This window comes from Citrobacter sp. VF227 (genome assembly GCF_052950715.1).
In genome coordinates, this window is sequence record NZ_JBRFVF010000002.1 from 78369 (window position 1) to 91232 (window position 12864).

Here is a 12864-nt window from a genome sequence, read left to right on the forward strand (position 1 = left end):
TCTACGAAAATCGGCATATTTCGCGGGATTACATCCAATTAAGTTAGCCGTCATCGTTCGGAAATTTGTCCTGTCGTTCAAAATCGTGCATTCCCCCCATGTTCGCTGAAGCACATGATTTACTTCGCTATGTTGTTGACAACTCAACTCACCAGTTTACTCAATGAACAGCGATATGTTTGTAAAACACATTTTGTTTAACAAATATATATGTTCTTCTCTGTAGAATGAAAAATTGTTTTATCAGGACAGGCTAACGAGAGAGCACCCTAATGATTATCAATAAAACTGGCATGTCAGACATGAATTCATTTAACAGTAATTTTTCGCATTAACAAAACAGTGTAGAGACTCCAGCATTTACACCTTGCACGTAAATGAATTTATACATCCTGGCTTAATGATAAATACTTATGAAAAATACATCATACCTAAGCTTTTTTAACAAAACTTTATTGGCACGTGACCCGTTACATGGCAAATGGAAGAACAAAAAATTTCGACTCATGTATCTTTTACGCTCTATGATAAGTCCAGTCTCCAGTGTTCGATATTATCAAGAATTACTTTCTCTTAAATCAATTGATAAGATTCTGGAGATGCAACCTACGTTACCAGCAAAAATTCATCGTCCCTATTTGTATAAAGGAGGGTTGGCACGAAATCGAAGGAAAAACATTGTCGGACACTACCGTTTTGTCCAAAGTTTACCAATGAAACAACAGGCGTTTTTATTACCAGACAAAGATGTGCTATTGGTTCAATTCACCGGAAAAAATGGTGAGGATTTTAATATTCACTGTTCTTCAGGCGGTTTTGATCGTGAAGGCGAACTGATGTTGTCTCTTAGTTTTAACAACATCCCGGTGGCCCGATTGTCCTTCTCGGTTATCCCGTCAAAAAAAGGACATTGTGCATTTATTGGCGGTTTGCAGGGGGCGCCAAAAAATATTGGTCCAGACATTATTCGGGACGCTACTAAAGCCTGCTATGGACTATTCCCTAAGCGGATCGTTTTTGAGGCACTTTGTTCATTGATGCGTTGCTGTGAAATCACTGATATTTTAGCAGTCAGTGAACAGAGCCATGTTTTCAGGCAATGGCGATACCGGTATAAGAAACGTAAATACTTTGTTGCCCTGTACAGTGATTTTTGGGAATCAGTTGCTGGTCGTCCATACGGTAAGTGGTATAAGTTGCCAATTTCTGTAGAGCGTAAGTCATTTAATGAGCTTGCCAGTAAAAAACGCGCGGAATACCGGAGACGGTATGCCTTGTTGGACCATATAAATGAGGAAATCATGATTCTTCTGCAAAATCAGATGTAAGATAATGACGTTACTCTGCTCGGAAACAGGCTGATGAATGCGACGTCCCATCAAAAGCGCTGCTGCCATTCCACGTCGGCCAACAATTATACGAACGTCCGCTGAGAGCAGTGATTTCAACGGGTCTATGCAACGCTATCCTTAATCAAAGGGGGACGTTGCAATAAAACGAAGAACGCTCATTTACTACACGCCCGAACAGAAAGCGACTATCTGGGACTGTCATAAATCCCCTCAAGCCCCGGATGCTGCCATAAACTGGCGGGTGTGACCGTTTTTCTGTCCCACGGAATGGCGCCCAGGAACCAGAACCGCCAGAACAGCAGATCGGCTCCCGGGTTATTTTTCAGTAACTGGCCAAAGGTCTCCACGCTGCCAACCTGAACACCCAACGCATCTCTGTAAATATCAAACACGAACTTTGAACAAAATTGCCGGGAACACTCGTAATCAAACCCCGTATGGTACAGTTTATGCAGACGTGTGGGGACCTGCTGCATCACTGCCAGCTTTTGTTCCACGGTCAGCCCTCCCTGCAGACGACGCACGGCATAACGTTGTCCGGCAGAACGCTGAATGAATGCCGACAGAGTAGTGATGCCGGAGAGGGGAATACGGCTTTCAGCCACCTGATAATCATCACCATGATATCCGGTGATGATCCCGACATGGTTGCACCAGCACCGCGAGGCGGTCGACACTTCACGGAACAAGGACGCTCCGATACAGGTAAAAACGATATCACCCGTTTCAAAAACGGCTGGGTAATTATTCTTCATGTTTTTTTCCATTCTTTTTCTAAACACGTTAACCGGTTTCAGCGCTGTTTTCCTGTATATCCCGCTATTAGCATGGCGATATTCCTCCATTAGCCTTTTAAGAATAAGAAAATAATGTCAAACATAGATTTAATGTCATACACAATTAATGAAAAAGTGATTAGATAAAATTCAACATTATCAAATATTGCCGCAACAACCTCTCCTTTTGATACATTTTGAATTTTCCTTCTTATTGGCTCAAGATAGTTATTAAGATAGAAAGAATATAGAACAGAAAATATAGCCACTAAAAACAGAGGGATAACTATTGTTTTTAAAATTATTGAATCGCAAAATTCATTAATAATTGAACCGATTACTTGCGAATAGATTGCAGTTGCAAAAAAACAATCAAATCGCTTATCAAAAAAATTGTATTTTTTGAATTTAATACCATCTTTAATATCTTCATTATTACTTGCCATCATCATTTTATCTCAATAACATTGTATTTCTCTTTAATTTCATATAAGGCAGCGCCAGAATCAGATTTTCTCTTGAAGCATGCTTCACCATGGAGTAGCCGCAGCGGTGGAAGTGGTTTTTCCAGGCGTGAGTGATTGTGGAAAGCGACTTGCTCACGCCCAAAGTCATTGCGGGCGCGGCCTTCGGGGAGTAATTTCTCGTAAACAAAAACCATGACTGAATTCTCAGGAAGGAAATATAACGATACCGTAGCGACCTGGGACGAGATTTGACAGAGGGTCAATAAAAATCAGACTAATTCAAATGATGGTTATCTCTGCTATATGTTAATGCCATTGAAGTGTCAGCACGGGAGTTCATGGGCAGCAGGTCTTGTTAATGTCGAGAGCTACATGGTGCAGAATGCCGCCAGGGTGTCCAGCTATCCGGGCCCAATATGGTACTGCAGCGCCAAACACCGCGGCTTACAATTTTCAAATATCGGATTAATGAAAAATCAATAATACCAGGAGTTTTCCTGCTCATCTGATCACCTTTGAACAGAATATTAATTTGCGGCATATCATATTTTTTTTGCTATTAATTTGGCATATAAGTATTACCCAGACTGGATTCTGGGTGACAAACTAACGTTATCCCATACATGTTGCAGATTTACTCTTATCAACAAGGAAATAATCAGTGAAAAAAATCATCATCCTCTCCCTGAGTTTATTATTTGTAAACAGTGCCCTTGCTGCCACTTCAGAATCATGCGAATCTTATAAAAGCAGATGGATTCATACTTAATTAAAATGAAAGAAATGGGTACTCAGCAAACTCAGATAGATATGTTGTCACAGCAATTCGAACAGTCTTTTACACAGATTAAAAACCTGCCAGCAGAAAGTCAGGAAATGACATGTAAACAAGGACTTGACGCGCTCAAGCAAACAATGGAAGCCGCAAATATTAAATAAAAACCTAACTAAAACCACCTGTTAACGGTGGTTTTAGTTTAAAATTCTTTATGAATATACTGTTTAATCAAACTTTTATATTTCTTAATAATTACAGTTTCAGTTTATTTAACTCTTTGACACATAAGAAAACGGGACGCGCTGGTAAGATCACTCTCGAGCCCGGCAGGCACTTAAATCACATCACGGTTATCCTCAGAAAGATATAAAGAAAAAGGCGTGTAAACACATCATTGATAGTGTCCAGGCATTTCCAGAATGACAGGCGTCGTGGAACGGTTAATTCCTGCCCTCCGGCCAGCCATCGCTGCTCCGTGTGATTGTCTCCAGCTTTTCAACACAGCCACCTCTTCTTTCATTTACCGCTACTCTTCGTGGCAGAGCTGTCAGCCTGGAGTACTTTTTAAAACAGGGTTCAGTATGAGGAATGGAAAGGTCGAGTGGCAGCATCGGTAACTGGTCACCAGGATTAATTCACCATCAAATGATAATGATTGCCATTTATTATAATAATTTTTATCTTTAAAATTCAGTCTCTTTCCTGAGCCTGTCAGGCCCCCAGTCAAAAAATTTCCCTCCGTTTTTTTCTTCAACTGTCAGAGTTGAATCGAATGAAAAAAATCCATCTTATTTTCGCTTCAGTATCAAAAAAGCCCCGCGATTGCGGGGCCTCAGGATAGTAGAAATTTCGCTATCAGGATTTTGAACTCACTTCGAGGAGTATCTGATACATTGCATCTTTAGTTTGTAGCTTTTCTTTTTTCAGCTTTGCCACCTCCTGTCCATACCCGTGTCCATCTTCACCTTCCAGTCGTGCTATTTCATGATCAAGCGCGTTGTGCTTCTCAAACAGTGACTGAAAACGTGGGTGCTGTGTTTTTAAACGTGTAATTAACTCTCGATACTCTGGAAACATTAAACATCCCGGGATACGTTAAACACATCGCAGATAGCTCTCTTCTGCATCTCCAAACTATCGCCATCTGTGATATTTATGTGTGAGCATTGCCACATAACAGAAATCGTTTGAGGCTCCGTCGATACAGATTTTCACCAGCAAAAAACAGTGGCAATGCTATCTGCAGGCACTGGCAACAGGATAAGTGATGGTGATCTGCCTGCCATTACGGCTGAAGGTCAGTTTTGACACCGCTTCTTTCGGGGACGGTTTCAGACCAGCCGGACGGACAAACAGCTTTATACGGGTGGCGGCCGACAGCATCAGAACGTTTTTCCCTGCAGTCCCGGATTTATCAACAGCCGGAATGGCTTTGACCGAGAGATATAAAGAGGGTTTCACGGTCAGACGGTAGAGCGGGACCGGCATTCATCAGACGCAGGGTGTTCTCACTCCCCGGATTGCTGACATAAAGCGGTGGAGTGATGATAAAATCGTCAGCCTTTTTACCGTTGCGGTCTTCTGCCCGGGACTGCACCAAAAAGCGGGACGTGTCCGACGTGTTACGCACCGAAATGCTGGCTTCTTTTTGATCGGCAGGATAGATAATACGGGTTCAGCCCAGCACGATACCGCCGCCTGCATAGGCCATTGCCGGGAACCCCCCGGCCAGTAATACTGATACCACCCACTTTTTAGTAAAAAATGAGACAGACATGATTTATTCCTGAAAGAGGAAGTTCTTCCAAATTGTCGACGTCTTTGCAATTGTTATGTCACAGTCGTCCAGTACGATAGAGAATGCCGTGTCCCTGGTTGTGGTGCCGGTGCCTGTAAATGCATTTGCGGATACATCACCCAGAGGAACAGACTGATTTTTTGACGCCGAGGCCAGGCTGCGGGTATCCACAACGACATTACCCTCGAATTTGATAACGCTAGTTTCCCCCGCAATATTCGACGCTGAAGATGCAAAAATAAAGAGTAAAAAAGAAACTAAATTTAAACGCATAACCGGATATAATCTTAGATTGTTAATTAATCATTATTATTCAACCCATTAAAGATAGAATAAATATTCAATACACGTACTGAGTTAAGTATCAATAAATATCGCGTGATAATATAAATATTATTTATAGCATTCTCATCATGATGATATATTTTTTTTCTTCGTACAGAGAATCAGTCATCATCAATATAAAACAATGAGTAACTCACAAAATAAAATCTTATATCCTCGGTGATTCTACCACACTCCGACATGAAGTAATGTTATTTATATTCATGCTCTCTATGAATACAAATAACATTGAAATAAGAAAAGTAATAATTTATTTTATTAAAATCTTCAAAAATGCCAGGTGTTTATTTGTGAACAAAAGTTTCAAAGGAATCACTGTTCTTTCCGCTGCCCGCAAACGCATCTCATGGACATTTGATACATTCAGGCATATCTGTGTTTCTTTTTCTGGGGGCAAAGATTCGACAGTACTCCTGCATCTTGTCGCTGAGTCTGCAAGAAGACAAAAAAGGAAAATATCGGTACTGTTCATCGATTGGGAAGCGCAATTTTCTCTGACTATTGAGCATATCGAAAAGATGAAACATCTGTACGCTGATGTTATTGATAATTTCTACTGGGTGGCACTCCCCATGACGACTGTCAGTGGAGTATCCCAGCATGAGCCCGAATGGGTGGCCTGGGCACCGGGCGCTCAGTGGGTTCGAAAACCACCACATGGTGCTATCACGGATGAGTCTTTTTTCTCCTTTTACAAACATGCAATGACATTCGAGGAATTCATCCCCGCATTCTCCCGCTGGCTGACAAAAAAGAATGGCGATTATTCCCAGATTATACTCGTGGGTATACGGGCTGATGAATCACTGCACCGAATGATGGCCATCAGCTCGCACTCGAAATTGCGCTACGCCGATGACAAACCGTGGACAACAGCATCAGTTGAAGGTACGTATTATACTGCCTATCCCCTTTATGACTGGAAAGCCAGTGATATATGGACGTACTGTGCCAAAGAGAACAAAGCATATAACTCACTGTATGATTTAATGTACCAGGCAGGAGTTCCTCTTGGAAGTATGCGCGTGTGTGAACCTTTTGGACCTGAACAAAGACGAGGCCTCTGGCTTTACCATGTTCTGGAACCTGATACCTGGGAGCGGATGTGTTACCGGGTAGCTGGCGCGAACAGTGGAGCCTGTTACGGAAGTCAGAGCGGGGAATTTTTTGCACTACATAAAAGCATCACCAAACCAGAACATCACACCTGGGAAAGTTATGCCTATTTTTTACTGGAAAGCATGCCCGAACACACAGCAGAACATTACCGGAACAAGCTGGCGATTTATCTCAAGTGGTATCTGGAGCACGACTGGCCGCACGGCATTCCTGACGAGCAAGAAAAGGACCTGGGTTGTAAAGATATTCCGTCCTGGCGAAGAATATGCAAGACACTAATAAGAAATGATTTCTGGTGCCAGCGACTTTCTTTCAGCCCCAACGCCCCCCGACATTACAAGCGTTACCTTGAGCGAATGAAACAAAAGCGTCAGCAATGGGGAATAATATAATGATGTCTTTAAAAGATTTACTGGCTGAAGTTGATACTTTTTTCGAAAATATAATTGACGAGAAGCAAAAAATTGAAGTGCTTAACACCTTTAAAAAAGCACTACATCAACATAGTCCGTTTTCAGGTGAACCGGTTGACTGTGTGCTCTGGATTCAGTCAACGGCACTACATCCCAATGATTATAATCCAAATGTCATGGCTCCCCCGGAAAAAAAACTGCTTCAGCGGTCCCTTGAAACCGATGGGTATACCCAGCCTGTTGTTGTGACAGCGTGTGCTAAAGGCTATGCCATCATTGATGGCTTCCATCGTTATTCTCTGGGCAAATCTAAACCTGTGCTGCGGAAAAAACTGAATGGTTATCTCCCTGTTACGCTGGTAACGGAACGAAACCTGAAACCGGCCGATCGCATTGCAGCAACCATCCGTCATAATCGTGCCAGAGGAAAACATCATATAGCCGCAATGAGTGCGATTGTACAGGACCTGTATAAACTGGGCTGGGGTGATGCCCGAATTTCTGAAGAGTTAGGCATGGATGCTGACGAAGTGCTGAGACTAAAGCAAATCAGCGGGCTGGCGGAATTGTTCCAGGAAAAGGAGTACAGCGAGGCGTGGACCGTGAAGTAGTGATGGCTGGTATGTGCGCCAGTTTAAATGGAGATTTGAATCGGCGCTAAATTTACTGTTCTTTAATTTAACGTCAAAGCAGCATAACTGCGTATTACCATGAAGGAGATCGGTGAGCAACGGCGTTTGTCATAGAAATTGTCGCTTAATGCAATAAAATTACGTTATGACGTTTCTTTTTCAGGGTTCAAATAAACTTCTGATATGTAGTCCCAGTGACGTAGTTGCTTACTCTAATGTTCAGGATGAGCGCCCAGGCTAATTAACAGACCGATTTTCTGGCTGCCAGCATTTTCTCGTCCAGACTTTGATGGCGTTCTTCTGGCGTGATATATTTTATCCCACTATGTTTATGTTCAACGTTGTACCAGTTTGTGAAACTGCCACCCTATGCTCTGGCATCATCTCAAGTGCGATTATGCCGGAGGATCTCTAAATGTGAATGGCACGATTATGCGGGATACTTACAACAGTTTTTGATAGTTTTAGATATACGTTTTTTTATTAAAGATCGCGAAGAACTTTGATGCCTTCAAGAGTAATTAGATCTTGCAATATCCTTGCATAGTATATTGAACTGGCAGTACCCTTCTCATTAAATGTAGCCTTTACAATATTATTTTCGAGGGCACTATCCACACAGAGTTGGGCATGTAATAATGCTGGACTACATGTACCAAATTTTACAATCACGTTCCGCCTGTCCTCGCTGACCGACCTTATACTGAGCCCATATGTTTCAGCATATAATTTGCAACTTTGATTAGAAAGCATTCCCACAATGGACGCTTTTTCGGCAATGGTAACTCTATCGACAATAGATTGTTCCGGCAGTGCCCCAAAGTTATTTTTTACTTCATCCGCAACACTATTCAAAATGTTTTTAAGATGACTGGTGATCGCCTGAAGACTAATTGTTCCATCCAAATAATAGACATAATCACGCTGAAGGTGCAGATGATAGTTTGATAATGCTCTAGATCTAAGCTCAATAATGATTACTATCATGGAAGGATCTGTGATGACTTGTGTAATAATTTTATGTTGTTTTTCAGTATAAGGAAGCCCACCAGTCATAACAAAAATATGTTTATTAGACAAAATGCTACGCGACGGTAGATTCTCTAAGATGTTACAAACCCCTATGGCTGCTGGAGAATTATCATTCGTTAATAATAATCTCATATTTCCCATCATATTATACTTCTCCTGTTCATCTCATCAAGAGAATTAGTAACTCATTACAAAAATACCACCAACCACCATGCTTCGTATTATCACACTTGCACTCAGTGAAACACCCACCATCATAGTTAAATATAATAAATCAACTTCATCAATAGCATTAATTACTTCTTTGGTAGCGCCTGAAGCTACCAAAGAAGTAATAGAGAAATAGTTGGTAAGTTCTGTGTGCTATTTATTTTTTTGCATTGATATTTTCAGAAACATACCTACTAATTAACCCCTCACGAATATAACGATGAAAAATGTCATCACCCATAATTTTATGCCAGTAAAGATAATTTGTGATTTTTATTTTATTCTTAGTTTTTACTTGGGCAAGCCCACGCTTATTAATAATATCATCAGATAATGAACATATTGCATCAGAATGACTTAGCAACGTAATTGCCGCATTCGCTGAAGATGTTTTTAATACACACCTCATGTTATTAATTGCCTCTCCCCAATGTTCATTCGCATAAGAATTGGCTTTTTCTCGAAAAAGAATATCTATCCAAGGATATTTAACTATATCTGCAAGTTGAACTGTTTTATTTGCCAGAGGGTGATCTGCTCTAACTGCCAGGCAAAATTCTGTTTCTATTAATTTACTGGAGCATATAGCTCCTGATAAATTGTCGCTGGAACCAAAGAAAAAGTCAATTTTCCCCTCATTTAAATCTGAAATGCAAGAATCATATCTATTAAAAACTTCGAAGGTTACATTATCACGAATATTTTCATCATGAGCAAAATCATAAAATAGTACAGATACATCCTCAATATAAGTATCTTCAGGCACACATATTCTATAGATATCCTTTATTGGATGTGGATGTAAATTTTTATTCTTCTTTTTTAGCAATACCTCAAGGTCAGCAACAACATTTCCAAGTGTCGGATAGATTTGTTCAGCAAAGGGAGTTAGCATCATCCCTGCTGCGGTTCGAACTAATAATTGATCATCAAACATTTCACGCAAACGATTTAGCTGATGGCTAACTGCAGACTGACCTATATATAGTTGTTTTGCAGTTCTACTCACTTGCCTGTTTTCCAATAAAAAATATAAAGTAACTAATAAGTTGATATCACTCCTGATTACTTTTGAAAAATTATTTTGCAACATATGATTCCCTTTGCACTAGAAAATTTATGTTATGAAGCATAACATTTTATTAATTATTATCAGCATATTTTCTTAAAACTAAATGTAAGTATCATTTACATCATTGGTAATGGAGGGTTTATGCACCCTTTATCATGAGTATGATAAAGGGTGCAGAACATCTTAAACAGTATACTCGTAAGTCGCTTGCTAAAAAATACTCAAAAGGTATATGTAATGCCCATAGACAATATACTATCCCAAGAATCTTCCACCATTGGACTGTCAGTTATTTCATCACTTAAACGTGTCCAGCGACCTACACCATATATATTCCAGTTGGATAAAAACTCATAACTGACTGATAATTCAGCATAAGGATTGATACTTGCATCTGGAGTATACGTGTTAATTCCACTACGATTTGATTCGTATTTTGACACTCCATAATAATAATCATTCTGATTATCACTGTTCCATTTGAAACCTATTGCAGGGGTAATTGTGAATGCTCCATTTTCATAGCGGTACAACCAAGCCATGTCGACAACCATCCCATCGCTGTTATCGAGTACATCGCCAGCTAAGGCAGCTCTTAACGATCCATAACGCGTTTTGTGAACATATGAAAGCCCGGCCATCATTGTTCCTTTACGTGTTAGTAAACGCCGCATTTCCCGGCTATCGCTATCGTCATGCTTAAATTGTGTAGGATCATAATAACCAATAATCGACAATTTATCTGTGGCATCATTGAAGAGATAGTAACCCGCCCCCAGTCCATTTATCCAGAAATTGTCGCCTTTGTAATTAATGACAGGAAACGGGGTGGTTTGCATGTCATAGTCCTTATAGGGAGTATTTAATGCAATAATCCCGGTACCTAATGACAGTTCCGCTCGCGCAGAAACAATGATGCAGTTTGTAAGTAACAATGTTAATGGTAATATAATGTGCCTTTTTTTTAAATTCATTTTACTACCTATTAAATAGTTTTCTTTCACAAATATTCTTATATGATATTTTTTTATGCTCATTTTGCAAGTCATTAATATTCATTATTATCATGAGTACAATTAATAATTCTATACATAACTTATATTCATTTAATAAAACACATCACTCTTTAATATTGCTGGAAATGTATTTTGCATAAAAATAACTCATAACCAACCCAAGAATCAAATAAAATAAATGACATTGTTTTTATATGATTAGAGAATATAAAAAAGCCTCAAACATACGTTTGAGGCAAAAATAAAATAAACATCAAAATATATAGCAAACAGTGGCAAAGACAAGCTTAACGTAGAGTATTCCAGCTGTAAAATTATTAACATTCATAGCTATTATGCTTAACCACGCCAACAAAAAATCAATTAAACTGTATTTTCTAACGTTGGCGTCCATCTTAGGGGTGACCATAAAAAAGAAGAACCACTGGTTCTTCTTTTGATAATTGCTTTAAATGAATAATTTTCTTGGAAACTAGAACTGGTAAACCAATCCTAATGCAACAATATCATCAGTACCGATACCATTACTCTCGTAGAATGAATCATCTTCGTCCAACAGATTGATCTTGTAATCAACGTAGGTAGACATATTTTTATTGAAGTAGTAGGTTGCGCCTACATCAACATATTTAACAAGATCTTTATCGCCGCTGGTTCCCGCAGGGCCTGTTGCATTTCCTCGCAGAGTCAGATCTTTACCTTTAGACATCAGGAAGGATACCGCCGGACGCAGACCAAAGTCGAATTGGTATTGCGCGGTAACTTCAAAGTTCTGCGTTTTGTTGGCTATGGTATTACTGCTGTCACCATAAGGCGTCATGTTGCGAGTTTCCGAGTACATCGTTGCGAAATAGATGTTGTTTGCATCATATTTCGCACCAACGGTCCACGCATCCGCTTTGTCGCCGCCCGCAGTAGACTTGCTCGTTTGCTCACTGGTACGATCGGACGTACTGTAAGCCGCGCCGGCACTGAAGCCCATGCCAATATCATAAGTAGATGAGATACCAAAGCCGTCGCCGTTAGAGCTCTTCATATTGCGGTCACCGCCGTTACCTGTACCTTCTTGTTCAGGTGACTGATTTTCGTTAGCACCTTGGTACTGTAAAGCAAAGGCCAAACCATCAACCAGACCAAAGAAATTGCCATTTCGATAGGTTGCCAGGCCACTTGCACGATGAGTCATAAAGTTATCGGCTTTGGAGTAAGAATCACCACCAAACTCAGGTAATGTATCGGTCCACGCTTCAATGTCATACAGTACGCCATAATTACGGCCATAATCGAATGAACCGTAATCACCAAATTTCAGACCAGCAAAGGCAACACGAGTCCATGAATCATTACCGCCATTCTCGGTTTGATTAGCCTGCATCTGGTATTCCCACTGACCATAACCAGTCAGTTGTTCGGAAATCTGTGTCTCACCTCTGAAACCAAATCGAACATACGATTGATCTCCATCATTATTTGAGTCATCAGAAAAGTAATGCAGGCCATCTACCTTACCGTAGAGATCAAGCTTGTTGCCATCTTTATTGTACACTTCTGCAGCATGTGCTGTCCCCATTCCCAGTAATGCGGGAATAACCAGAGCCAGTGCTTTTCTTTTCATGTTTTAGGATCCTTTATTTTATAAAACCATGCTAGATATTGATGAGATTGAGCGAGGTGCACAACCTCTGTTATTACATCTCCTTCGTATTCCACTAACGTTAACACTGGATGTACGCTATCATTTGATAATATCCCAGCCACGCTTAATGCAATACATTACGCCATATATATAGCACAAGTTAATCTTTAAGTTCCGCACAAGAAACGGATTAATTTTAATCACCATTATTATTGAGA

The 12864-nt window shown here is 40.2% G+C and carries 14 protein-coding genes; 4 read left to right on the plus strand and 10 right to left on the minus strand.

Annotated elements, in window-relative coordinates; all coding sequences use genetic code 11:
- The first annotated feature begins 413 nt into the window (after nucleotides 1–413).
- Nucleotides 414–1328, plus strand: a complete 915-nt coding sequence (locus tag ACU8YC_RS07875) for a VirK/YbjX family protein (RefSeq protein WP_210904933.1) — start codon at nucleotides 414–416, stop codon at nucleotides 1326–1328.
- 209 nt (nucleotides 1329–1537) lie between these two features.
- On the opposite strand, the gene ACU8YC_RS07880 is transcribed toward ACU8YC_RS07875, so the two are convergent.
- The 3 genes from ACU8YC_RS07880 to ACU8YC_RS07890 form a co-directional block, all read right to left on the minus strand.
- On the minus strand, nucleotides 1538–2107 hold the full coding sequence (locus ACU8YC_RS07880; protein WP_286538833.1) for a YebB family permuted papain-like enzyme: 570 nt from the start codon (nucleotides 2105–2107) through the stop codon (nucleotides 1538–1540).
- Nucleotides 2108–2196: 89 nt separating this feature from the next.
- Nucleotides 2197–2580: a hypothetical protein gene (locus tag ACU8YC_RS07885; protein WP_187259666.1), complete on the minus strand. Its 384-nt coding sequence runs from the start codon at nucleotides 2578–2580 to the stop codon at nucleotides 2197–2199.
- Complete coding sequence (locus ACU8YC_RS07890) at nucleotides 2577–2789, minus strand: hypothetical protein (protein WP_286538836.1); 213 nt, start codon at nucleotides 2787–2789, stop codon at nucleotides 2577–2579. Before ACU8YC_RS07890 ends, ACU8YC_RS07885 begins: the two co-directional genes overlap by 4 nt.
- A 616-nt stretch (nucleotides 2790–3405) precedes the next feature.
- On the opposite strand from ACU8YC_RS07890, the gene ACU8YC_RS07895 reads away from it, so the two are divergent.
- Nucleotides 3406–3534 carry a DUF5339 family protein gene (locus tag ACU8YC_RS07895; protein ID WP_446895376.1) on the plus strand — a complete coding sequence of 43 codons (129 nt, stop codon included), beginning with the start codon at nucleotides 3406–3408 and terminating at the stop codon, nucleotides 3532–3534.
- Between the two features lie 694 nt (nucleotides 3535–4228).
- Here the strand turns inward: ACU8YC_RS07895 and ACU8YC_RS07900 are convergent.
- From ACU8YC_RS07900 to ACU8YC_RS07910, 3 genes are all read right to left on the minus strand, one after another.
- Nucleotides 4229–4450, minus strand: coding sequence for a YdcH family protein (locus ACU8YC_RS07900; RefSeq protein ID WP_151218806.1), 222 nt, complete (start codon nucleotides 4448–4450; stop codon nucleotides 4229–4231).
- A gap of 159 nt (nucleotides 4451–4609) precedes the next feature.
- Nucleotides 4610–4861 carry a fimbria/pilus periplasmic chaperone gene (locus ACU8YC_RS07905; protein ID WP_210904929.1) on the minus strand — a complete coding sequence of 84 codons (252 nt, stop codon included), beginning with the start codon at nucleotides 4859–4861 and terminating at the stop codon, nucleotides 4610–4612.
- Nucleotides 4788–5003: a fimbria/pilus periplasmic chaperone gene (locus ACU8YC_RS07910; protein WP_353655348.1), complete on the minus strand. Its 216-nt coding sequence runs from the start codon at nucleotides 5001–5003 to the stop codon at nucleotides 4788–4790. The genes ACU8YC_RS07905 and ACU8YC_RS07910 overlap by 74 nt, the downstream gene beginning before the upstream one ends.
- A gap of 725 nt (nucleotides 5004–5728) precedes the next feature.
- On the opposite strand from ACU8YC_RS07910, the gene ACU8YC_RS07915 reads away from it, so the two are divergent.
- Both ACU8YC_RS07915 and ACU8YC_RS07920 read left to right on the plus strand, forming a co-directional pair.
- On the plus strand, nucleotides 5729–7027 hold the full coding sequence (locus ACU8YC_RS07915) for a phosphoadenosine phosphosulfate reductase (RefSeq protein WP_151218803.1): 1299 nt from the start codon (nucleotides 5729–5731) through the stop codon (nucleotides 7025–7027).
- Between the two features lie 2 nt (nucleotides 7028–7029).
- Nucleotides 7030–7659, plus strand: coding sequence for an IbrB-like domain-containing protein (locus ACU8YC_RS07920; protein WP_151225212.1), 630 nt, complete (start codon nucleotides 7030–7032; stop codon nucleotides 7657–7659).
- Between the two features lie 504 nt (nucleotides 7660–8163).
- On the opposite strand, the gene ACU8YC_RS07925 is transcribed toward ACU8YC_RS07920, so the two are convergent.
- The 4 genes from ACU8YC_RS07925 to ompC all read right to left on the minus strand — a co-directional run bounded on the left by ACU8YC_RS07925 (nucleotide 8164) and on the right by ompC (nucleotide 12625).
- Complete coding sequence (locus tag ACU8YC_RS07925; protein WP_187259671.1) at nucleotides 8164–8856, minus strand: hypothetical protein; 693 nt, start codon at nucleotides 8854–8856, stop codon at nucleotides 8164–8166.
- Nucleotides 8857–9079: 223 nt separating this feature from the next.
- Nucleotides 9080–10015: a LysR family transcriptional regulator gene (locus ACU8YC_RS07930; RefSeq protein ID WP_446895184.1), complete on the minus strand. Its 936-nt coding sequence runs from the start codon at nucleotides 10013–10015 to the stop codon at nucleotides 9080–9082.
- A 200-nt stretch (nucleotides 10016–10215) separates the two neighbouring features.
- Nucleotides 10216–10968, minus strand: coding sequence for a MipA/OmpV family protein (locus ACU8YC_RS07935; RefSeq protein WP_446895377.1), 753 nt, complete (start codon nucleotides 10966–10968; stop codon nucleotides 10216–10218).
- Between the two features lie 514 nt (nucleotides 10969–11482).
- The gene (ompC, locus tag ACU8YC_RS07940) at nucleotides 11483–12625 is read right to left on the minus strand and encodes a porin OmpC (RefSeq protein ID WP_151218005.1); all 1143 of its coding nucleotides are present in this window, start codon (nucleotides 12623–12625) and stop codon (nucleotides 11483–11485) included.
- Nucleotides 12626–12864 lie beyond the last annotated feature (239 nt).